Genomic DNA, 21,111 nt, shown 5'->3' with positions numbered 1-21,111 from the left:
CTCTTTTATACAGTCTATTCAAGATTAAGACGCCAGTTGTTGCACTGCATCATGCTGCCGGGAGGATATTCAAACTGACATTCATTGAGGAAGATAAAGCCGAGCTTGCGGCAGATGGCATTGGAAGCCCTATTGCCGATCGAAGGAAAGGCGTGAAGGAACTTGTGCTTTTTCTCAGCTTTCGCTTGTGTAATCGCCGCTGCAACCGCTTGGCTCGCTATCCCCTTCCCCTGATGAGACAGTACTACACTCCAGCCGATTTCATAGACGGTTTCATCCACCCAGACACTTTCCCAATAACCGACCGAGCCTGCTGCTTCACCATTATCCAGGATGACCGTGTACATACAGCCCCTGTCACCTAGATCGAGATAACGCTTATGGCGGCCAAGGAACAACTCCTCACTTTCCGGTCCGCCAAGATGCTTCGTCATCTCTGGCGTATTCAACTTATACAGCAAGTTGAGATCTCCGTCAGCCCATGGCTGGATTTGAAGTGAACTTGTTTGTTCTGCCATCTTGCACCTCCATTTTTCTCTATCTCCATTTTACAATTAAAGGGAAAAAGATGTATACATAAAAATAGCCCCCTAAAATAGAGGGCTAAACGATTTGATTAAACAGGACTCTTAAACCCGCTTCTGTTCACATATAAGTATAATCCGTAATCCTGCATGACAGACGGATGCCCCTCCTGCCGCAGCATTGCGGCTACATTCCCGCGGTGATAGTTGCCGTGAGTGGAGATATGGAAGATGGTTTCGGTTGGCGTGGTGTCAAGCAGACCAGCGTATGGGTTATCAACCGTGAAAACTTTTTCCATGTCGTTTTGCTGGATAAAAGCTCTGTATTTCTCGCTGAGCTCACTGTACATCGTTTCCATTTCCTCCAGTGTACAGGCCTCTGCCTGCACCCTCACCTGGTCATTAGCACCCCATACTTCCTTCATATCTCTGCCTTTCATCATCTCCAGCCAAAGAGAATCCGTGAGATAAATATGGACCATTACCATTTGAAGAGATGGAAAAATGCTTGGCTTTATTTCTTTTTTGTATAATTCCTCTGGAAGTTCTTTTAGCCGTTCAAAGATCTTTGCGTTTGCCCAGGCATGATAGTCATACATTTCCTTTGCTTGGTTTTTCATAACGAAAGCCTCCCTTTGCTTAAAAGATTCCTAACCCAGTATGTATTCTACGGAAACCTCTCTTACCCTTTTCGAAGGAAAAAAATGGTCATCTCCTCGTTTCACCCCCACAAACCACACGCCTCATTATAAATATGTTATAGAGTACATAAAAAGAAACGCTGAAAAAGGAACGGCCATAAGGAGGCAGTACAATGGAGCCCTATGTAAAAGATGCTCTGCTTGAATGGAAAGAAGAGATGGAAAGCCAAAAGAGAGAAATTGATGAAGAGTACGAAAAGGTAAAAACAGAACTTCAGCTCTATTCCTATAAATTCGGAATCACCAAACAAGTCCTGCAATCCACCATCAACGAAGAAATGATCCGAAACATCAAATCCACCTACCAGGAACCATTCGAAGAAAAATACAACGAGCTCAAGCTGCAATTAAAGAAGCTTGAGGAAAAGCGGAATGTATTCTTGATGTTTGTGGAGAAAATTGAGGGTGCTGGTGTCAAAGAACAAAATCATTAAAGGAAAAACGCAGCGGTATGCTGCGTTTTTTTATTTAAATAAAGGCATGGTACCATGGCCATGACTTTACTAAACAAGCAGCTTTAAGTTTTCTTCTTTTCTTTCAAAATGCTCGTGCAGCCGATATTCACATATCTGCCGTGTCCATTCATAAACTATTTCATTATGGCTCACTGGAAGATCGATCCTTATTGCAAAGATACCTTCTTTAAATTCCGTCAACCCCTTAGAACTCCCACTCCACTTGGTCATCGGCATATTTGCAATTAGCTTGCCTACCTTTTGTTCATCAAATTCCCAAAGCTGTATAGATGCTTTATCCGAGAAGTCGATACGTTTTCGATACTCCTTTTCCGTCAAATAATAATGGAAGTATGGAGCAACGTCTTTAGGTGTAACCGGGTTTAGCCAATTGTTCGCTCCCCTGCTGAGCATGTAGTCCAAAACCACCATCTTATAGCTTTTCGCCATACCGGTACTTTCAACTTCAACCAGCCAGTCTTCGTTATCCACAAACGCTTTCTTTTCTTCATTTGTCAGATCATCCGCCCAATATAGAAAACCTGCATAAGATTTAAATTCCTGCTTGTATTCTCTGCTGTTTGATCTACCTTGTAAATGAAGCTCCAAATAAGTTGGCCGTCTTCCAAGTTCTTTCTTTAGTTCAATGTAATCCCCGAAAATTTTATCCTTCCTAGGCTGACGTTTTCGATTTAGTTCATCGAGCAAATTAACTGCTGCCAATTCAATATTCAATTCACAGCCAGAAGGTACAGAAGGTATAGCGGCTTTCTTTCCGTTCTTTACTTCTGCAGGTTCCGTATTAAACAATTGAAGCTTAATATCTGCATTACGATAGTTACCAATCAAATCAATAATGACGCAGTGATCTTTGCCGGCAAACAGCCTCAATCCCCGACCTACCTGTTGAGTGAACACGGTCAGTGATTCCGTCGGACGGACAAAAAGCAGTGTATCAACAGAAGGAATGTCGACACCCTCGTTGAATAAGTCTACCGTAAAAATAATATCGATGGTTCCCATGTCTAACCGCTGAATGGCTTCCCCGCGTGTAATTCCAACCGTCTTAGAGTTAAGGCTAACTGTGCGATATCCCTTACGATTAAAATAATTCGATAGAAAGTTGGCCTGCCGGATAGAGGAACAAAAGGCAATAGTTCTTGTTTGCTTATGAGCTCTCCAAGCCTCAAGTACTTTATCTGCCATCTCATCACGCAATTGTATCAATGTAAGCTCTTCCTCATCATAGCGTGTACCGAGCCATGTGATTTGGGAGTAGTCTGTATCATCATAGACTCCATAATAGTGAAAAGGTGCCAACCACTGCTTTTGAATAGCTTCTATAAAATGAAGCTGATACGCGACGTTTCCTTCACAAATGGCGTACACATCCTTGCCATCCATCCGGTCAGGTGTTGCGGTAATACCAAGCAAAAACTTTGGCCGGAAATAATTAATGACTTTTTGATAGGATCCTGCTGCTGCGTGATGGAATTCATCCACAATAATCAAATCAAAATCATTGGGATCAAAACTGGCAAGATGACGATGAATACCAAGCGTATAAATGGAAGCAAAAACACAATCTGCTTCACCCTCTTTTTCCTTTCCATAATAAAGACCCATGGAACGTTCGGGCATTATATTCCGAAAGGAGTTTCTTGCCTGTCCAAGAATTTCTTCCCGATGAGCAACAAAAAGAATTCGCTTAAAATCCTGAGCAAAAAATCCAGCAAGATATGTTTTTCCCAGTCCAGTTGCCATAACCACCATTGCTTTACTGTAGCCTTCTTCCAGCGTAGTGCTCAGCATTTCAAGAGCTTCCTTCTGAGCCTGCCGGGGGGTTAACTGTCCATAAACAACTGGAGATTCCTTAATAATTTCCGGTTGCTCAATAAGGATTGGCAATGTCAAAACCTCTTCTTCAGATTTTGTCCATTGGCGCAGTAAATCTGGATGCCTTTCATGGTAGTTCTCATATTCATTACGATAATCTTTTAAAGTTTCCTTATTAATAGTGATTGTTTGTTCATGATGAAAAGTTTTAATAAACGCATCAAGAGCTTCCTGGTAAACCTCTTGATCTACTTCATTATTAATCATCAGGTTCCATTCCACACCACTCGTTAAAGCAGAATTGGATAAGTTGGACGAACCTACAATAAAAGAACCATCGCCATCCTCATTTTGGAACAAATAAGCCTTTGGATGAAAAGAACGCCCATTGCTTCGATAAAGCTGTATTTCAATTTTCGGGTTAATTTCCAGCAGCATTTCAAGAGCATCCGGTTGAGTGACGAATAAATAATCTCCTGTACATATCCTGACTTCCGCACCTCTGTCCACTGCTTCTTTTAAAAACGGAGCCAGCAAGCTGACTCCTGATTTCATAATAAATGAGGTAAGAATATAAATAGAACTTGCATCATTCATCAAACCTGTAAGTTCTTTTCTTAAGTTACCAGTTACAAATTTAATATTTTGCATTTAATCTTCCACATCCATGAGGAAGATACGTTTTTCAAACCCTCCGCGCTTTTCTGCTTTTTCCTGGCGGACACGTTCAACCTCCGAAATATCGGATCCATGAATTTTTGCAAGAGCATGCATTAGTTCAAGCAAGTCAGCGAGCTCTTCAATGGCATTTTCATCGTTAGTTGCAGAAGCATATTCATCAAGTTCTTCATAGCATTTTTTCTTCAGTTCTTTTATGTAATCATCATTTTCCAATATTGATGTGTTGAATGATTTACCTGTTTTGGTTATGACATCAGGTATTCCATCTCGTACTAGCTTGTTGTAGGTTGGCATTGTATAACCTCTTTTCATTGTAATTGAATAGGTACAAATTCTTTTTGGATAATCTTCTCAATTCACAACCTCATCTTATCATAAAGCATGATCTAGAAAATCCTTTTCTTAAATCCAAAAACAAAAGCCCATAATCCAATTCTTTTAGGATTGTGGGCTTTAACCTCTATCTCATCTTCTCCATTTCTTTCATAAGTCGAGGAAACAGGATGTTGTTTTCAAGATGGAGATGCTGAAACAGGTCGGATTCGAGCTCGTCCAGTTTGACGTAGGCTAATCTGTAGGTCGCGCATACGTCTTCAGGCGCATGGTAATCATTTGTGATGTCTCTCAAGTCTTTTAAAATCTGACTAATATGCTGATGCTCCCTCTCAAGGTCTTCTACAAATTCAGTGATGTCAATCAAAGTGTTGAGTGTTGGATGCTTTTCGTAGGATATGATTTTAGGAAAGATGAGTTCTTCTTCCATGATGATATGCTGCTCGAGTTCAATCTTGAGAATGGAAAAAAGATAGTGAATATTGGACAATTCAGGATGTGACTTGCCATATTTATTGTAAATCTTGGTGATGATGGTTTGCAGGTTCGGCAACGCCATGTACAAATACGAATGATGGGCATCGATTATATACTGAATCAAAACCTTAAATTTCTGTCTCTCCCATTTTGTCATCTGGCGCTGCTCTTCAAAGTTCTTTACATACAATGTGTTCAGTTCATGAAGAATTTGGGTTGGATTTAGGTTTCTCTCCTGTAAAGCCTCCCCGATCGGCCGACTGCCACTGCAACAATAATCAATTTTGTACCGTTTGAGCAATGTCCCTGCTCTTGGACACCTCATAACAATCTCACGCGTTTTTACCGTAGGATCAAACACCATTTCCAAGTCGACTCCTCCTTCTGACTGTTTCCTTTTCTCAACTGTAACTCTTTGCCCCGTTTTTCACCGTGACACTTATCACACTTATAGGTATAAACGAAATATAGGGGAGTTTCCCCCTGCACAATCGGGAAGTTCCCTGATTCTGAATTTCTTATCTTTTTCCTATACTTATGAAGAGATGTGTTAGGTGACGTGATGGAGGTTAAAGATATGAAAACGCGTGATATCCCGAGTGATTATAATTCGGTTCAAAATACAGAAATTTTCTCTGAGCAGACCCTTCGTTTGCTGGATGAATTAATGATGGAGTGCAAGATCAAAAAAGGAACAATGCTTTTCATGGATAATGAAGCTGCCGGGAAACTTTACTTTGTACGTGAAGGAATCATTAAAGGAACGAAAATGACTGAGGATGGTAAGGAGCTCGTCCTTTCTATGTTTCAGAACGGTGACTTAATTGGAGAGCTTAATGCTTTAGGGGATGAAAAGCATAACTTCAGTGCCGTTGCTTCCACCGACAGTGTGGTCGGCGTTATCCAGCAGGCTGACCTGGAAGAAATGATGCGAAAGCATGGCGAGGTTGCCATAGAGTTTGTGCGCTGGACGGGTTTGATGCATCAGATCACCCGCTCCAAGCTTAGAGATTTAATGTTATATGGGAAGAATGGTGCCCTGTGCTCCACTCTCATTCGTCTTTCCAACTCTTATGGAAAAATGGGGAAAGATGGCATTGTCCTCACTCTCCAGCTTACCAATGCGGAATTGGCTGAATTAATTGGAACATCACGCGAGACTGTCAATCGAATGCTAGGTGTCTTAAAGAAAGATAAAGTCATTGATCATGATGAAAATGGTAACCTTGTAATTACTGATTTGGACTATTTAAAGAATGAGTGCAATTGTGAGGAATGTCCCTTGCAGGTGTGCAGGATATAATAGAAGGAAAGACGTACCGCTTATAACTGGTACGTCTTTTTTAAACACTTTATTTTCTTCAATAAATCAAAAGGCTTGTATTGAACATCGAAAGGGAATACTATTATTCGACACTGAACTTGATGGAGGTTTTTAAATGAGTGTGAAACGTATTCCATTCTTGGATGAAACGGCATATGCCATTGAAAACGAAGAGATAAAGGCCATTGTCCTTCCTTCACAAGGGAGCAATATGATTTCTATTCTTGATAAAAAGACAAACACTGAAATACTGAAAACGCCCAAAACCAGAGCTGAATACGAAACGCGAAGGATGGTGTTCGGGACACCTGTATTGTTCCCACCTAACCGCATAGAAGATGCTGTGTTTGAGTATAATGGCCGGAAATACGAATTGGAGATGAATCGACCGAAAGAGAATGTTCATATCCATGGGTTTGTTCACGACAAGGAATGGAGCGTTCTTGAGATAGATAACAGCATCCCTAGAATGAAAACACAGCTTCGATCAGTTGAACATCCAGACATCCTCAATCAATTCCCTCACGATTTTTCGATCACGATGACGATTGAGATCGCAGGAAAAGAAGTGATACAAACCACTGAAATCACAAATAACGGCGACTCCCTTATGCCCTGCGGAATCGGCTACCATACCACTTTTCAATTTCCCGGGGAAGCTAAATTATTGATTGATGTGGAAGAACAATGGCAGCTTAACGATAGGCATCTTCCTACAGGGGAACTGGAACGTGTCGCCAATAATTATGAGTTTTCAGAGGGAAATTCCCTGTCTGGCGTGGCGATGGATGATGTTTTCTTAATGACCGAAAACAAGACGGCAGGCATCGAACGTCCTGGACAAGGCATTAAAGTCTCCTACTCCCTTTCTGATGATTTTACCCAATGGGTTTTATTCACAGCCAGCGGTAATGAAAACCTGCTTGCTGTTGAACCATATTCCTGGGTGACCAATGCGCCGAATTTGAAGCAGCTCCCAAGAACTTTAACGGGGTTAGACGATATTAAACCGAAGGACACAAAAGAATATATCTCAAGGTTTAAAATCGAGCGTCACTAAGACGCAAAAAAGGGAGTTCTTCATTAAAGAAGGGCTCCCTTTTTTGTGCTGTCTATTTATATCGAGAAAACAGCTCTGTTGATCTTCCACTTACACACCAGTTCGCTCAATTTTCGCCTATAAGTATTGGAACGGTAACAAATTTATATCCTTTTGCACGTAATTGATCAATGATCTGGGGCAAAGCTTTCACCGTTTCGAATTTCCCGGATTCATGATAGGAATGTTGAAGAACAATGACTCCAGGGCTCGCATTCTTGTTTACTGACGATACAATTTCTTTAGCCGATGTCCCATCCCAATCCTTGGTATCTGCAGTCCACAAAATCGAATGATAGTGACGATGATTAAGCATGGCTAGCTGGTGATCGTTCATTTCACCGAACGGCGGACGGAATAAATTTGTTTTGACACCTGTAATTTTTTCAATTTCTGTACTTGTAGACTGTACCGTTTTCTCTAATTCCTGGTCTGTAAGCTGTGTGATGTTCGGGTGATTCCAAGTATGATTGCCAATAGCATGTCCTTCTCTGTCAATTTGTTTAAGTCTCTCGGGATATTTCTTTGCCCTCTCTCCAACCACAAAGAAAGTTGCTTTAACCCCTTTTTCTTTTAAGATTTTTAGAATTTGTGGAGTATACCGATTATCCGGTCCGTCATCAAAAGTAAGGGCAATTTCCTTCTTACTTGTATTACCCATATAGTAACCGGGTTGATTTTTCATAGGCACCTTAATGATTTGTCCCGGATAGATCCTTTGATCATTTATAATTTGTGGATTTGCTCGTTTCATTTGCGTTGTAGAAACACCATATTGAACGGAGAGTTTATAGAGTGTATCTCCTTCTTTTACAATGTGCTGAATTGGATTAGGAATCTCTACACGTTGTCCTTGATCCAGATCAGCCGTAAATAATTTATTCAGGTTTACCACTCTATCCGTAGACGTTTTATACCTGTCTGAGATCTTCTTGATGGTATCTCCCGTTTGCACGGTATAGGATGCAGCAAATGCACAGTGGTTAACCGCAAGCTGACTAACTAGGAATCCTGCTAATAAACCGGTAAATTTTTTAAACATATTGTGCCCTCCTTTATTTACAATGCTTAATTGTAAACGAGGAATCAGAAGGGACCATTACAATTGGATTAAAGTCATGTAAACATCCATACGATCTGATTATGAGGTTCAAAAAAGACACCCAACTAGGGGTGCCTTTACTCTTACTTAAAACAATTTATCTTCGTCCGAGTTTCTTGGTGTCCGTCTTGTCCGGTCTCTAAAGTCGCGGTCTGCCTCATTCCTTACATCTTCATCTGGGTATAACTCTCGGTCTGTATCATCCGTAAGATCCGAGTTTGCCCGGAGAGGCCGCTCAGTGTTATCCATTACATCAGCATCTCTTCGAAAGTCTCTGTCACGATGGTTATTGTCAGTAGTGTTCCTTGCAGAGTATCCATCTCTGGTATCTTCCACATCCGTAGCTATCCTAAATGTTCCATAATCAATCCCAGCATTCGTAGGATTTAAGGCATCTGATTCATCCGTTGCAAGATCACGGTCTGAATCAACCAGCAACAAAATTTTTCCTGATTCTACGTCAGAAGCATAGGATGCAGCTTCCCGGTCAGGTATTCCATAATCCGATAGTCTTTCGCCCAGGCTATTCTTGCTGTTCGTGTACTCATCATCCATAAACGCAGCTTTCAGTTTGTCCAAGAAAGACTCTTTATGAGGTTCTTCATTCACATTGTCAACCGTTGCACCGGTTATTGTTTCGACGGTATCCGTATAATGATCATGATTCGTTACTACGGAGATCTCATCTGTGTCATATCCTCTCAATTGCAATTGCTGTACAGCACTTACGACCGCTTCTTCAGATTCATATACACCTATGACATGCTTGCCCATAATGAATTCCTCCTTTATAAATGGTCTTTCTACTGTGGTTAAGTACCCGGATCTACACTTTGCAAACAAAAATAAGGAAAATATACAGGTTTCATTTTTTGAAGCATGAAAAAGCCCGTTTATCCCAGTTTCGATAAACAGGCTTTTATTCGAACCTTGCAGATACTATACTTTTACTCTCTCAATCCATAGATCTTTATAATCCGCCCAACCCAATGTGTTGAGCGTTACACCCTGCAATGATTGATGGTGGAGAATGCTCTGTTTTGAATGGTAGAGGAATAGGAGAGCATGGCGCTGTTTCAGCAAATCTTCCAATTCGTAAAATCGCTGCATTCTTTCATCCATTGTAGTGGCTTTAAATACTTGCTGGATCATCTGGTCCTTTTCTGCACGAAGGTCGTCATCCATCAAAGAGCTGATAAAGGAATTGCCCACTTCATACATATCGAGCAGAGCTAATTCCACAGGATCGGCAAGGACCTCACCTGACAGGATAAGATCGGCCTCCCGCATCACTTCTGCTTTTTTCAATTCCTCGATGGGTACAACCACAATCTCTATCTCCACTCCCACACTGGCAAGCTGCTCTTTTACCCACTCTGCGTTTAATTCGTTGGATCTCATTTCATAGGTATATAGCTTTAAAGGTTCACCTTTGTATTCGGTATCAATAAGGAGGCGTTTCGCTTCAGACTTTGATGGTGTTCTCTGCGATTCTATTGAACGTGCTGGGAGAAAACCTGCTGCCGGCAGCATCCTCTTCCCACCCAGTTTTTCAATCAAGTCTTGGGAATCAACAGCTTGCTCGATCGCTTTACGGAAAAGAAACGAAGAATGCGGCCCTCCTTTTTTCAGGTTGAACATCAGGTAGGTCGCTCCTTTTTCAATATGATCGAGTGCCTTGTAGTGCGCCTCAACTTCACTAGCGACTATAGGATGCGGCACATATTTCATCTCACCTGGAGGAACGAACAACATCTTCTCCCCGTCATAATCTGGCCATACCCAAATTTCAATCCGGTCTAAAAAAGGCCGTTCCTTAAAGTAGTGCGCATGTGCAGTAAGCTGAAGCTGTGACTCGTCATTGCTCTCCACCATAAATGGACCACTCCCAACCGGCTCTCGTTTATAGTTAGACAACAATTCAAAATCACGCGGCACGATGGAAAGCCGTTCCGTACTAAAATAATAATCAAAAAGGCCATTCGGCTCGGACAGTTCAATTCTTAGTTCATAATCATGAACAACCGTGATAGATTGAATCTTCTCCATCATCCATCGATGTGGGGAACCGTTAATAGGATCGTGAATTCGCTCGATGGTGTATTTAACGTCTTCAGCTGTTAGTAGCTTCCCGTGATGAAACAGAATTCCTTTCCGCAGGAAGAACGTCCAGACCATCAGCGACTCATCACTGCGCCAATGATGGCAAAGGTGTGGTTCGAGTTTACCTGAAGTACCGTTATAGACAAGAAGGGTATCAAAAATCTGCTGAATCATATGTGCTTCTGTCCGCCGATTCACATACGCCGGATCAATGTCTTTGATCTCCCTATAGAACGGGAACCGCAGCACGTCAATCGCGATGTTCTCCTTCTGTTCCAGATGATAGCCTAACTGCTGCTGTACCCACACATTGAATTCCTGCTGATACGCTGCATCCAGTTCATAGTTATGTAAAAGTTGCTGAGCCTGACTTAAGTCACCCTTCACTACCTTCTCTTTTGCCAGCTCCATCAGAAAGGAATTCTGCTCTATTAAAAAAGCGAGAGACGAACGATTCCCCCGCCCCCTGCCTGGCAACCAGCTCACCCACTCCTGATCCACCATCTTGTTCAGGAGAAAGTTTGCATTTCGCTTGGAGCAAAAAAGTACCGAACTGATCTCCTCCAGTGTGACCGAAAGCGGCAGATGGATCCCCGTATCTCTGTAATGTTGTTTTAAAGTGAGGTAATGCTCCTGCAGCTGCATCCGGTCACTCTCCTTTTTGATAAAAGATGAAAGGTTTTGATTTTAATTTACACTTTTTTTCATATTTAAGGAAGATACACTGGTAATAGAAGGGAGCGTTTCTGATGGAGATGGAAAAGGTCGTTCAGATGCCGGCTGCAGAAAAGCCGGTGTTATGGAAAAATAAGAATTTTATGCTGTTGTTTATTACAGGACTCATCTTTTCGGTCGGAGGGAAGATCTATGAGCTTGCTCTTCCCCTCATTTTATATGATTTCACCCATTCATCGGTGGCGATGTCGAACATGAGGGCCATCGAATTTTTGCCAAATCTGCTGCTGGCCATGTTCATCGGAGTGCTCGTCGACCGGGTGAACAAGAAACATTGGTCTCTTTGGACGATCGGCATCCAGAGTGTCGTTTTATTCGGATTGTTCTTGGCCCTGCAGATGGGATATCATTCTTTACCGCTCTTTTATGTATGTGGTTTCCTGCTTATGACATGCAGCTACGCGTTCTTTAATGCCCGCTACAGTATGGTCAAACAGGTGCTTCCGAACGAACTGCTCACACCGGCCAATGCCTCGTTTTCGTTCGTGACAACACTGATCGGTATTATGGGGCCAGCGATTACAGGGTTTATCTTGATGCTGTCGAGTCTTCATGATGGACTGCTGCTTACATCTGTTGCCTTTTTCGTCACTTTTTTATTATTGTTGAAGCTTGATCATAAGGAAGTGGTTGTTCGAAAAAAGCAGCACTTTCTCGAGGATTTAAAAGAAGGGTGGATAGCTCTCCGCGAAAATCGGCGGCTTTGGCTCATTACTATTCTTGTTGTTTTTATCAATTCTACCTCTGGTATGGTCGACACGATGATTGTCTTTTTTGCCAAGGATGAATTGAGACTGACCACATCAGAGCTTGGATTAACCCTTTCCTTTGCAGGGGTGGGCGGCTTGGCGGGCAGCAGTATGGTCAGTATTTTGAGGAGAAAAGTGAAGCTCGGCAAACTGCTTGGTTTGACGACATTTGGCTCAGGTTTGGGGTACTTTATCTTATTTCTTGCTCATACCCCTCTTCTGCTTGCGACAGGTTTGTTTTTTGAAGGGTTGTTTGGAACGATATCCTCGGTATGCATCTGGACGTTCAGGCAGGAGACGACACCTCAGCACCTCATCGGCCGGATCGGCGGCCTTACCGGATCCATCTTTAAGCTCGGGATGCCGATTGCCATTGTTGCCGCCGGCTGGATCGCGAAGTTTTCGCATCCCGGTACCGTCTTTTGGATTGCTGCACTGGCAAATGTTCTTATCTTTTTAGCATATTGGAGATCGTCCTTATGGCGGGTATAATCATCTACAAAAAAAACAGTTGTAATCAATGAATGATTAACAACTGTTTTTACCTTTTATTTCGTATATTCCTTAACCAACACGGCGTTGTTGAAGTTTAGCTAATTTTGGTACCAAAATTATATACTTCATTTTACTTTTTCAAGTTTAATATGTGATTTTTTATACTATTCCTTTTGAACAATAAAAGACCAATCATAATGAGTAAATATCCTATCATTCCACCAAACGTATTGAGGAGATAGAACTCAAGTGAAGGTTGCCAGTAATACCTATCGTACTTAAAGTTAAAATGACTTCACCAAGATGTAAATTCCCATTAAGACGCTCGATGTAATATTAACGGCCGTTTTCATTCTTATCTCTATATTTGTTTTAAATGTTGTAGAACGGACTCCTGAAGAGCAGATAAACTTTCATGATCCGCCAGTTGAACGTAAAAGCTTTTCAAGAAATTCTTGCTATTCGCTTTTAAAACATAATAATCCTTTTCAGCCAGTTGTTCTTTTTGCTCGATTAGGTGCTGTGGCATTTGTTCCACTCGTGTTTTAACCTCTTCAACGGCTAGGCCGTTCTCCAATAATGCTAGGATCGGTGTGATGATCCGCTCGTCTTCATTGTGGATGTAGACATAGTTAGAGATTAGTACTTTACCCCATAATGCATCCAGGATTTCAGGAAAAACTTCTTTGCTACATTTTGAGTTCTTCACAACCTCATCCACTGCGTCCGCGATGTGTGCAATGCTATGTGCCCACCCTTTTCCATCGACCAATCCGCGATAGTCCTTCTCCTCTTTAAGGCATTTCAATAAGCCTTTAGCACCTTCATGGATCGTTTCAGAAGACAAAAAGCTTTCCTGGTTATCCTTATACAGGATAAGGGCGGTCACTAATGCAGAAAAGGACCTTTTAAAGACGGTATCTGCTCCCTCTTCACCCAATCCTTTAAATAAAAAGGACTCACTTAAACATTGTGTTAGGAGACCGCTCAGCACTTCATGTTCCAGCTGGTTATCGATGATCAATTTGCAAAACATGTCATAGATGAGCTCATCCCTTAAATCTGAGTCAACTGAGCCGAGATGCTCCATCATGGATTGTACGATATAACTCTTATCTTCTTCTTCCCATGATTTCTCACCATTTTTTAATTCGGCCAGCTTGTTCTTTAGCTCTTCCTCGTTCATGAAAGCGGTATTCGCAACACTTTTCATTTAAAAACCTCCATAAATTACAAAAATTTCTATTTATATCGTACTACAAAACTCTCATATCACAACAACCAAAAATAAAAAAAGAACTGACGCAGCAGTTCTTTCGTGAAGGTTATTTCTTAAATTGAAGGACGTGGTAAAAGGTTCCCGTCCTCCATATAGACGACCCTGTCGCATAAATCCAGCATCCGCTGATCATGCGTCACCATTATCGCCGCTTTATCTCTTAGCTTCACCTCATCCGCCAGCATTTGAACAACGGTGCGGCCACGCTCGGAATCCAGGCTCGCCGTCGGTTCATCTGCCAAGATGATCTCTGGATCGTTCATCCATGCCCGGGCAATGGCCACACGCTGGCGTTCTCCGCCGGACAGCTGCTCTGGAAAATGATTTCTTCGATGAAGCAGACCGAGCCGTTCAAGAAGCTCATCCGCTTTTTTCCCTGCCTCTTTTGACGATTTATTTTCCAGTTCCGGAATCAACAAGAGCTGGTCTCTAACTTTTAAATACGGGATAAGGTTGGCGGACTGAAACACGAAGCCAATCTTATGCAGCCGGATATCATTCAATTGTTTGACCGGCAAAGTGCTGATATCCTCATCCCCGATCACGATGCGTCCGCTCGTAGGCGCTAATAGTGCTCCGGCGATGGACAGGAACGTGCTTTTACCCGAACCGGAAGGCCCGACCACTGCGACAAATTCTCCCGCCTTCACTTCTAATGATATCTCTTTTAAGACATTGACTTGTTTATCTCCATCTCCAAATGTTTTACTGATGTTTTCCAATACCAGTTTGTTTTCCATCATGCTGCCCTCCCTATGGCTTCTACGGCATCAATTTTAATGACCTGATAAAGTGAGATAAGGGAGCCGATAACGGAGACGGTTAAAAAGAGAATCGAGCAGCCCGTGATCAGCGGAATACTCAGTAGAAACGGCATACCGGCGGGTAATAGGTTAGCCACCGTAAACGTAAGAATGATGCTTATGATGAGACTTACCATCGTAAGAGACAGCACTTGATAAACCACGGTACGTGAAAGATATCCGGATTTTGCGCCAATCGCTTTTAGAACCCCAAACTGATTTACTTTTTGAAGCGTGATGACATAAAAGAACACGCTCAGCACAAAAGCAGCGATTACAAATAGGAAGATGATCATCATGAGCAGAGAGCCTTGTTCTTCCTTGTACCCAGGGATACTTTTTAAGACTTCCCCTTTTGAGATCACTTCTGTTCCTTGAACATGGTTCTCGATTTGTTCTGCCTCGTTCTTATTTACGTTCAGTGCCGCTGCATTATATATGTGCTGTGAATCTTGCTTGCCTGTATGCATAGCTTTCCAGGTTTTTAACGAGAGGTGAAGTACCGGAGAGTGGCTATATGACTGATCCTTCGTAAACCCGATAAGAGTTACTACTCTTCCGGAAGTTTCCTCTGTTATTCGATCACCAATTTGAAATCCATCCTCTTTTAATGACAAATCGCCTACAGCTTCGTTTATTTGGGCCTGCTGCAGCGGTTTTCCTTCAACTGCTGAAGGTGCGAGAAAGCTCGTTGGATCAACTGCAAAAACCGTACTATCTAATTTTGGGGAGGATCCCTCTTTCTTTACGGTGGTCATTTGTATAGTGAGTGGGGTCACCTGATTTCGATCAGCATAGCTTGCAATATCCCTCAGTTTCTTTTCCGAAAGCTGCGAACGGTTCAGACGCAGATCTGACTCCTTATCCAGAACGATATAATTTGCGTTCATCCTTTGAATGGATGAGGCGTTATCTGATGACAGCCCCTTTGCGAGTCCTGAGACAAAAAGGACAAGAAAGGAGATCAGCACCATAATCAGACCGATTAACAAATAACGTATTTTCGCATGCTTTATCTCTCTTAGTGCGAGAAACATGGTGATTCAGCTCCATTTCTATCTTGTTTTGGACTGAAGAAATCATTCTTTCTCAGTACAAAATCAATCATAGAAGTGGTTTATGAACAGGAGATGAACAGCGGGTTACATTCTTGGAATCCGGACATGAAAGGTCGTACCCTTGCCAGGTTCGCTTTCTGCTTTAATCTCACCGTTATGCAGATCGGTAATCTTTTTAACGATCGATAACCCTAATCCGCTGCTTCCTTCTTTCCTCTCTCTCGACTTGTCCGCTTTATAAAAACGGTTGAAAATGCTGAGCTTGTCTTTCTCTGAAATACCGATCCCTGTATCAGAAATCGAGATGCGGCAATTTCGATCTTGCTTTTTGAGACGAATGGAGATCGTTCCGCCTGGCTCGGTAAACTTAATGCTGTTGGTAATCAAGTTCGTCCATACTTGATGCAGAAGCTTTTTATCTCCATAGATAAAGGTCGAAGGCAGTTCCATCTCAATCGCTAACTCCTTCTCGCGCCAGCTCCATTCCGTCATGACCAAGATCTCCTTGATCTGAGCAGCCACATCAAACGTGCTTTTCTCAATGATGGCTTCTTCTTTTTCAAGGGAAGCGAGCACGAGGAGCTGTTTGCTCAACTGTGACAGCCGGGTACTCTCTTTTTCAATGATGGATAAATATCGATTTCGTTGATCCAATGCCAGTTCATCGTTTTGGAGAGTCTGGGCAAATCCTTTGATCGACGCAAGCGGTGACTGGATCTCATGGGAAACGTTTGAAACAAACTCCTGCCTCATCTCTTCCAACTGTTCAAGACTCTTCGCCATCTCGGAGAAATTGGTCGCTAAACTGCCGATTTCATCCTTCCGCTTTTCATTTAATTTGATGTTGTAGTTGCCGGTTGCAATCTTTTTGGTTGCCTCGGTTAGCTTGATGATCGGTTTTACCAGATAGCGTGTGCTGATTCCGACGAGGATAATGCTGAGCAGGATCGTCAGCAATAAGATCACGGAAAAAAAGATCCTCATCTCGCCGAATTGGAGCTCAATGTTTGGCCGGATGAACAGAGCGTATTGTTTTCCGGAAGCTTCCAGCGGCATGCCGATCGTATTTTTCAGGACATTATCGAAAAAGCCTGTCACAAATGGCGTGGAAGGAAATTGTGCAATCCCGTGATAGACTGTTCCATTCAGCACACGTTTTACGATGGCTGGATCCATTTCCTTTTTCCTAAAGGTTCCTCCAAAAAACGATTCATGATGCTGCTGATCTACCAAGTAAATCTGGTACCCGGTATGACCGATGTGATCCAGATAATCATTGAGTTTCGACTGTGGATTTTTTTCGTAATAGTCTACAGTTTCTTCTGCAATCCTGGTCACTTTTTTATCATTAAAGGGCTTTAAGCTTTTCTGATAATAAGCATTGGAGATCACAAAAGCAAGGAGACTGCTGATCATCATAACCGCGATGGTGGTCACTACGATTCGTACGTAAAGAGTCTTCATTTCTTAGCAGCCTCCAATTTATAGCCTACACCCCGAACCGTTTTGATCGTAAAGTCGTCAGTTCTTGAAGCAAAACGTTCGCGCAGCCGTTTAATATGGACATCGACCGTTCGGTCATCCCCTGCAAAATCAGAACCCCAGATCAGGTGGATCAGTTCCTCTCTCGTAAAAATACGTCCCGGATAATTTGCCAGCTGTGACAGGAGTTCAAATTCTTTCATGGGCAGCATGAGCAGCGTTCCACTGCAATACACTTCATAACTTTTCCGGTCTATGATCGTTTGGTTTAAGGTTATCTTTTCGGCATTGACCATTTGATAACGGCGCAGAAGGGCTTTCATACGGAAGATCAATTCTTTGGGTTCAAAGGGCTTTGTCATATAGTCGTCCGTACCCACCGTAAATCCTTTTTCTTTATCGAGCAGCTGGTCTTTGGCCGTCAGCAGTATGACCGGGAAGTCGTAATATCTTCTTATCTCCTCACACAACTGGTACCCATCTTTATGGGGCATCATCACGTCCACAACAGCCAGGTGCATCTGTTTGGATTGAAGCAATAAAGAAGCTTCTTCGCCATCCTGTGCCAGATGGACGGCGTACCCTTCAAGCTGCAGGTGGTGCTGCAGCAGTTCGCGAATATGAGGATCATCATCCACTATTAGAATATGTATCATGGAAAGGAACTTCTCCTTCTTTCATCATTTAAAAATACCGACAATCATATCATACACAATTTGAGGCAAAATACGGGTAGCAGTTTACTAAAGCAGGGGTGATTAAAACTGCAGGCCGGGATGACTGGCTTACCTTTCTTATAACCTTTGTCTTAACGCTTGGGTGGATTCCTCTGTTGTTGTATAGCAATAAAAAAACAAATGGAGAACATCTTTTTTCACGGGATGAGAAAGCGCGCAGGCAAAGGCTTTACAAACGCAGTAGTCCTCATCATACTTTGCTACCTGGTGGAAGGACAGTTTCAAAAACAAAAAAAGCTGCCGCAGCAGCTTTTTTGGATGAGTTAACTTATTTTCCTAATGTTGAAATTTGCCACGTTACACCGAATTTATCTTTCAGCTGGCCATAAGATGGGCTCCAGAAGGTTTCTTGCAGCTCCATGATTACTTGGCCGCCTTCTTTTAATTTATCAAAAACTTCTTTTGATGTTTCAACACTGTCAATCGTGATTGCTACTGTTACTTGGTCTCCAGTTTCATAGGGCATCCCTGGGAATGTATCAGAAAGCATCAAGTCATGATCTCCCACTTTTAAATGGGCATTCATTACACGGTCTTTAGCTTCTGCAGGAACAGGATATTCCGGATTCTCCGGCTGGTCGCCAAAAGTTTGTACAGATAAAACCTTTGCATTCAATGCCTTTTCATAAAACTTAACCGCTTCTTGTCCATTTCCATTCGTTACTAAATAAGGATACAGCCCTACGATCATACTAGACACCTCGTTTTTTTATTTTGAATTTTTTCGAACAAACGTTCTTGTTTATTTTACTATATGTGACATTATGACGCAATATATTATTCAATCAACTGCTCATTATTTTTTAAGTGAGCGGTACAATTTGTGAATCGGATGAGCTGGCCGTTTCGAGTGTATTCAAGCAGATGGATGCCTGTATTGTCAGAGTGAAACCAAACAGAGTTGAACTGGGGTAGCTCTAGGAAACCTTCAATGATCTGGGTGATCATACCTCCATGAGTAACAACCGCCACTCTGTTAATATCCTTGCCAAGTTCCCTAATTGAAGATAAGACCTTTTCCCCTCTCAGCCTGAAGTCTGTTTTACTTTCATCTTCCTGTTTTTCTTTAAGATTATCAATGTAAGTTACTGAGCAGCCAGTCGTCTTGGATAAAAGATCTGCAGCCTGTCTGGCTCTGATCAGTGTACTGCTCAAAATCAGATCGGGGGGAAATTCAGCGCAAACACGCTGTGCCATCCTTTCCACCTGTTCAACCCCTCTGCTTGTCAGCGGCAAATCAATTGAGCCAGTGTAGTCTTCATCTAGAAAGTCATCTTCTGATTCACCATGCCGAATCAATAAGATCTGCATATGCACCTGCCTTTCCTGAAAAAAGAACCGATATTACATCGGTCCTCCATTGTATGAACTATTATTTTTCGCATTCTCTGATTCTAGAAGTTTAACCGGGTCATCCTCTTGGAGTATGGTCCTCGTTGCTTTGCTGGAGTTTACAAAAAATCCAATCATAACGGCAGCTGCAATCAACAGCAGCAATAACCAAGCCACCAGACATAACCTCCCCTTTTTTATACCATCTCTCTGCTCTACCCTATGAAACGAATTCGCAAATGATGAAGAAAAAGGCTGGAATGGTATAAAACCATCACTGCCCTATTAAACTTCTCTGTTAAAATGCACATTCCTCCTGATCCATGAGAAATTCTTCTCTGGTCTTCAAGCTATTTCACCTCAATGGCCAGCGCGTAGCTCAAGTAGTTATTTCACCACAGCTACAGGCCTTCTTTTATTTCGATTCATCTTTGACCGATACTGCAGCAGAATAATGGAAGCTATGACAAATGAGCTGATACCAAAGCCGATGACCATTTTTTCAAAACCAATGGTATCCAGGAATAACCCGGTTAACAGCATGAGAATTTGAAAGATAATGTTGTCTGTCATGCCTTTGATGGAGAAGAACCGTCCATGATAGTCAGAAGGAATATCGGTTTGGAAGATGGTCGTTGTCACCGGAAAAAGCATGCCCGCTGACAGACCAAACAAGCCGAACGAAATGACAGACATCACGGGATGATTGGCTAAAAATAGTGATGTATGAGCGGCCGCGATGAGAAATGTGATTGCAAACAAATACGGCAATCGCGGACGTTCACGAAAGAACCTTCTTGCTAAAAAGGTGCCAAGAAACACACACAGTCCCTCTGTTGTATAGAGAATTCCTTTGATTCCGGGATTGTGCTGAATCTGGCTGATCTCGATGACCATCAAGTTAAAGCCGGAAAGAAACAAATACGGCGGTATAAGAAGAAAGATACCGTAGACGACCTTAGATTGATTTTTCACGATAGGATAAAGTTCTTTTAACGTACTGAAGAAGCTTTCTTTTTTACTGTCTGCTGACTTGTCTCTAGGCTTTTGCTCTACTGCAATATAAAACGTAGAGAAAAGTAAAATAATATAGGATACGAGTGTCACCGTGTACATCGCCGTTAACGACATGCCGACGAGCATCGCCCCTCCAAGTGCTGTCCCAGCAATTCTTGCACCGGTAAAAATGTTCATGTATACACCGTTTGCCTGCAGCAGATCTTCTTTTTTCACGATTAACGGAATGAGTGTCTGCATGGCCGGATTGGAAAACGTCCCTGCAATTCCGATGATAAACGTGTAGATCAGCATCCACCAGACATTATCGTTGGCAATGGCTAGGTACATGAAAACGATCGCAAAAGACCGCGCAAGACCCGCATAGATGAGTATTTTTTTCTTATCTCCCCGATCAATAATCCTCCCAGCCATTGGAGCCAGGAATACTCCGACCAAAAACCCCGATAATAGAAGCAATGCTTGTAAAAAGGATGACTCCACGTTCTTTTGCAAAAATTCCAGGTTGCCGATGATCCCGACCCATAGGCCGGTACTCGAAACCGCAACACCAAACATGAGTAATAAAAAGTTTCGGTTCTTCCACATTCTATTGTTTAACCCCTCTCCCGATGCCCCCGCACAATATTTAACGTACCCACCATATTTTAACATGACATGCATTGTACAGGATGGCTTTCACGATATAAAAAAAAGACTGCGGAGGCAGTCTTACAACCATTTTTTCCGTAATAAAAAGAAACCCATATAAATACATGTAATTATTGTGTTGAACGCCAAAAAGGTATA

Annotated in this window: 21 protein-coding genes; 4 read left to right on the top strand and 17 right to left on the bottom strand. The window is 42.3% G+C overall.

The window, feature by feature from the left end; translation table 11 throughout:
- Positions 1-14 precede the first annotated feature (14 nt).
- Both LCY76_RS06990 and LCY76_RS06985 read right to left on the bottom strand, forming a co-directional pair.
- Positions 15-518: a GNAT family N-acetyltransferase gene (locus LCY76_RS06990; RefSeq protein WP_248252033.1), complete on the bottom strand. Its 504-nt coding sequence runs from the start codon at positions 516-518 to the stop codon at positions 15-17.
- A gap of 98 nt (positions 519-616) precedes the next feature.
- Positions 617-1,144, bottom strand: coding sequence for a DinB family protein (locus LCY76_RS06985; protein WP_248252032.1), 528 nt, complete (start codon positions 1,142-1,144; stop codon positions 617-619).
- 194 nt (positions 1,145-1,338) lie between these two features.
- Here LCY76_RS06985 and LCY76_RS06980 point away from each other — a divergent pair, with 194 nt between their 5' ends.
- The gene (locus LCY76_RS06980) at positions 1,339-1,659 is read left to right on the top strand and encodes a hypothetical protein (RefSeq protein WP_248252031.1); all 321 of its coding nucleotides are present in this window, start codon (positions 1,339-1,341) and stop codon (positions 1,657-1,659) included.
- Between the two features lie 69 nt (positions 1,660-1,728).
- Here the strand turns inward: LCY76_RS06980 and LCY76_RS06975 are convergent, their stop codons facing one another.
- From LCY76_RS06975 to ric, 3 genes are all read right to left on the bottom strand, one after another.
- Entirely contained in the window at positions 1,729-4,167 is a 2,439-nt protein-coding gene (locus LCY76_RS06975) for a DEAD/DEAH box helicase family protein (protein WP_248252030.1), read from the bottom strand.
- Positions 4,168-4,491 carry a nucleoside triphosphate pyrophosphohydrolase gene (locus LCY76_RS06970; RefSeq protein ID WP_248252029.1) on the bottom strand — a complete coding sequence of 108 codons (324 nt, stop codon included), beginning with the start codon at positions 4,489-4,491 and terminating at the stop codon, positions 4,168-4,170. It lies immediately after the preceding gene.
- 166 nt (positions 4,492-4,657) lie between these two features.
- Positions 4,658-5,371 carry an iron-sulfur cluster repair di-iron protein gene (gene ric, locus LCY76_RS06965; RefSeq protein WP_248254615.1) on the bottom strand — a complete coding sequence of 238 codons (714 nt, stop codon included), beginning with the start codon at positions 5,369-5,371 and terminating at the stop codon, positions 4,658-4,660.
- 213 nt (positions 5,372-5,584) lie between these two features.
- On the opposite strand from ric, the gene LCY76_RS06960 reads away from it, so the two are divergent.
- Together LCY76_RS06960 and LCY76_RS06955 are read left to right on the top strand one after the other, a co-directional pair.
- On the top strand, positions 5,585-6,310 hold the full coding sequence (locus LCY76_RS06960) for a Crp/Fnr family transcriptional regulator (protein ID WP_248252028.1): 726 nt from the start codon (positions 5,585-5,587) through the stop codon (positions 6,308-6,310).
- A gap of 136 nt (positions 6,311-6,446) precedes the next feature.
- A complete protein-coding gene (locus LCY76_RS06955; RefSeq protein WP_248252027.1) occupies positions 6,447-7,391 on the top strand; it encodes an aldose 1-epimerase in 945 nt (314 codons plus the stop codon).
- Positions 7,392-7,497: 106 nt separating this feature from the next.
- Here the strand turns inward: LCY76_RS06955 and LCY76_RS06950 are convergent, their stop codons facing one another.
- The 3 genes from LCY76_RS06950 to LCY76_RS06940 form a co-directional block, all read right to left on the bottom strand.
- Positions 7,498-8,472 (bottom strand): polysaccharide deacetylase family protein, encoded by a 975-nt coding sequence (locus LCY76_RS06950; RefSeq protein ID WP_248252026.1) that lies wholly within the window; start codon positions 8,470-8,472, stop codon positions 7,498-7,500.
- Between the two features lie 147 nt (positions 8,473-8,619).
- A complete protein-coding gene (locus LCY76_RS06945; RefSeq protein WP_248252025.1) occupies positions 8,620-9,306 on the bottom strand; it encodes a YflT domain-containing protein in 687 nt (228 codons plus the stop codon).
- A gap of 165 nt (positions 9,307-9,471) precedes the next feature.
- A complete protein-coding gene (locus LCY76_RS06940) occupies positions 9,472-11,280 on the bottom strand; it encodes an SgrR family transcriptional regulator (protein WP_248252024.1) in 1,809 nt (602 codons plus the stop codon).
- Between the two features lie 104 nt (positions 11,281-11,384).
- Here LCY76_RS06940 and LCY76_RS06935 point away from each other — a divergent pair, with 104 nt between their 5' ends.
- A complete protein-coding gene (locus tag LCY76_RS06935; protein ID WP_248252023.1) occupies positions 11,385-12,611 on the top strand; it encodes an MFS transporter in 1,227 nt (408 codons plus the stop codon).
- A gap of 364 nt (positions 12,612-12,975) precedes the next feature.
- On the opposite strand, the gene LCY76_RS06930 is transcribed toward LCY76_RS06935, so the two are convergent.
- The 9 genes from LCY76_RS06930 to LCY76_RS06890 form a co-directional block, all read right to left on the bottom strand.
- Complete coding sequence (locus tag LCY76_RS06930; RefSeq protein WP_248252022.1) at positions 12,976-13,827, bottom strand: DUF2785 domain-containing protein; 852 nt, start codon at positions 13,825-13,827, stop codon at positions 12,976-12,978.
- A 119-nt stretch (positions 13,828-13,946) separates the two neighbouring features.
- Positions 13,947-14,636 (bottom strand): ABC transporter ATP-binding protein, encoded by a 690-nt coding sequence (locus LCY76_RS06925; protein WP_248252021.1) that lies wholly within the window; start codon positions 14,634-14,636, stop codon positions 13,947-13,949.
- Positions 14,633-15,733, bottom strand: coding sequence for an ABC transporter permease (locus tag LCY76_RS06920; protein WP_248252020.1), 1,101 nt, complete (start codon positions 15,731-15,733; stop codon positions 14,633-14,635). The genes LCY76_RS06925 and LCY76_RS06920 overlap by 4 nt, the downstream gene beginning before the upstream one ends.
- A gap of 105 nt (positions 15,734-15,838) precedes the next feature.
- Positions 15,839-17,218 (bottom strand): sensor histidine kinase, encoded by a 1,380-nt coding sequence (locus LCY76_RS06915; RefSeq protein ID WP_248252019.1) that lies wholly within the window; start codon positions 17,216-17,218, stop codon positions 15,839-15,841.
- Positions 17,215-17,892: a response regulator transcription factor gene (locus tag LCY76_RS06910; protein ID WP_248252018.1), complete on the bottom strand. Its 678-nt coding sequence runs from the start codon at positions 17,890-17,892 to the stop codon at positions 17,215-17,217. The genes LCY76_RS06915 and LCY76_RS06910 overlap by 4 nt, the downstream gene beginning before the upstream one ends.
- A 349-nt stretch (positions 17,893-18,241) precedes the next feature.
- On the bottom strand, positions 18,242-18,664 hold the full coding sequence (locus LCY76_RS06905; protein ID WP_248252017.1) for a VOC family protein: 423 nt from the start codon (positions 18,662-18,664) through the stop codon (positions 18,242-18,244).
- An 86-nt stretch (positions 18,665-18,750) separates the two neighbouring features.
- Positions 18,751-19,284 (bottom strand): histidine phosphatase family protein, encoded by a 534-nt coding sequence (locus LCY76_RS06900; protein ID WP_248252016.1) that lies wholly within the window; start codon positions 19,282-19,284, stop codon positions 18,751-18,753.
- Positions 19,285-19,317: 33 nt separating this feature from the next.
- On the bottom strand, positions 19,318-19,482 hold the full coding sequence (locus LCY76_RS06895; RefSeq protein WP_156316240.1) for a hypothetical protein: 165 nt from the start codon (positions 19,480-19,482) through the stop codon (positions 19,318-19,320).
- A 210-nt stretch (positions 19,483-19,692) separates the two neighbouring features.
- On the bottom strand, positions 19,693-20,910 hold the full coding sequence (locus tag LCY76_RS06890) for an MFS transporter (RefSeq protein ID WP_248252015.1): 1,218 nt from the start codon (positions 20,908-20,910) through the stop codon (positions 19,693-19,695).
- Positions 20,911-21,111 lie beyond the last annotated feature (201 nt).

Origin of the sequence: Fictibacillus marinisediminis, from assembly GCF_023149135.1 — a bacterium.
In the GTDB taxonomy this organism is placed as follows: Bacteria; Bacillota; Bacilli; order Bacillales; family Fictibacillaceae; genus Fictibacillus_C; species Fictibacillus_C marinisediminis.
The sequence above is the reverse complement of the archived record's forward strand: the minus strand, read 5'-3'. Positions and strand labels throughout refer to the sequence as shown.

Coding starts and splice junctions, on each gene's coding strand:
- LCY76_RS06890 (WP_248252015.1), bottom strand. CDS start 20,910: ATGTGGAAGAACCGAAACTTTTTATTACTCATGTTTGGTGTTGCGGTT.
- LCY76_RS06920 (WP_248252020.1), bottom strand. CDS start 15,733: ATGTTTCTCGCACTAAGAGAGATAAAGCATGCGAAAATACGTTATTTG.
- LCY76_RS06980 (WP_248252031.1), top strand. CDS start 1,339: ATGGAGCCCTATGTAAAAGATGCTCTGCTTGAATGGAAAGAAGAGATG.
- LCY76_RS06935 (WP_248252023.1), top strand. CDS start 11,385: ATGGAGATGGAAAAGGTCGTTCAGATGCCGGCTGCAGAAAAGCCGGTG.
- LCY76_RS06930 (WP_248252022.1), bottom strand. CDS start 13,827: ATGAAAAGTGTTGCGAATACCGCTTTCATGAACGAGGAAGAGCTAAAG.
- ric (WP_248254615.1), bottom strand. CDS start 5,371: ATGGTGTTTGATCCTACGGTAAAAACGCGTGAGATTGTTATGAGGTGT.
- LCY76_RS06950 (WP_248252026.1), bottom strand. CDS start 8,472: ATGTTTAAAAAATTTACCGGTTTATTAGCAGGATTCCTAGTTAGTCAG.
- LCY76_RS06990 (WP_248252033.1), bottom strand. CDS start 518: ATGGCAGAACAAACAAGTTCACTTCAAATCCAGCCATGGGCTGACGGA.
- LCY76_RS06925 (WP_248252021.1), bottom strand. CDS start 14,636: ATGATGGAAAACAAACTGGTATTGGAAAACATCAGTAAAACATTTGGA.
- LCY76_RS06955 (WP_248252027.1), top strand. CDS start 6,447: ATGAGTGTGAAACGTATTCCATTCTTGGATGAAACGGCATATGCCATT.
- LCY76_RS06985 (WP_248252032.1), bottom strand. CDS start 1,144: ATGAAAAACCAAGCAAAGGAAATGTATGACTATCATGCCTGGGCAAAC.
- LCY76_RS06945 (WP_248252025.1), bottom strand. CDS start 9,306: ATGGGCAAGCATGTCATAGGTGTATATGAATCTGAAGAAGCGGTCGTA.
- LCY76_RS06940 (WP_248252024.1), bottom strand. CDS start 11,280: ATGCAGCTGCAGGAGCATTACCTCACTTTAAAACAACATTACAGAGAT.
- LCY76_RS06960 (WP_248252028.1), top strand. CDS start 5,585: ATGAAAACGCGTGATATCCCGAGTGATTATAATTCGGTTCAAAATACA.
- LCY76_RS06905 (WP_248252017.1), bottom strand. CDS start 18,664: ATGATCGTAGGGCTGTATCCTTATTTAGTAACGAATGGAAATGGACAA.
- LCY76_RS06910 (WP_248252018.1), bottom strand. CDS start 17,892: ATGATACATATTCTAATAGTGGATGATGATCCTCATATTCGCGAACTG.
- LCY76_RS06975 (WP_248252030.1), bottom strand. CDS start 4,167: ATGCAAAATATTAAATTTGTAACTGGTAACTTAAGAAAAGAACTTACA.
- LCY76_RS06900 (WP_248252016.1), bottom strand. CDS start 19,284: ATGCAGATCTTATTGATTCGGCATGGTGAATCAGAAGATGACTTTCTA.
- LCY76_RS06970 (WP_248252029.1), bottom strand. CDS start 4,491: ATGCCAACCTACAACAAGCTAGTACGAGATGGAATACCTGATGTCATA.
- LCY76_RS06915 (WP_248252019.1), bottom strand. CDS start 17,218: ATGAAGACTCTTTACGTACGAATCGTAGTGACCACCATCGCGGTTATG.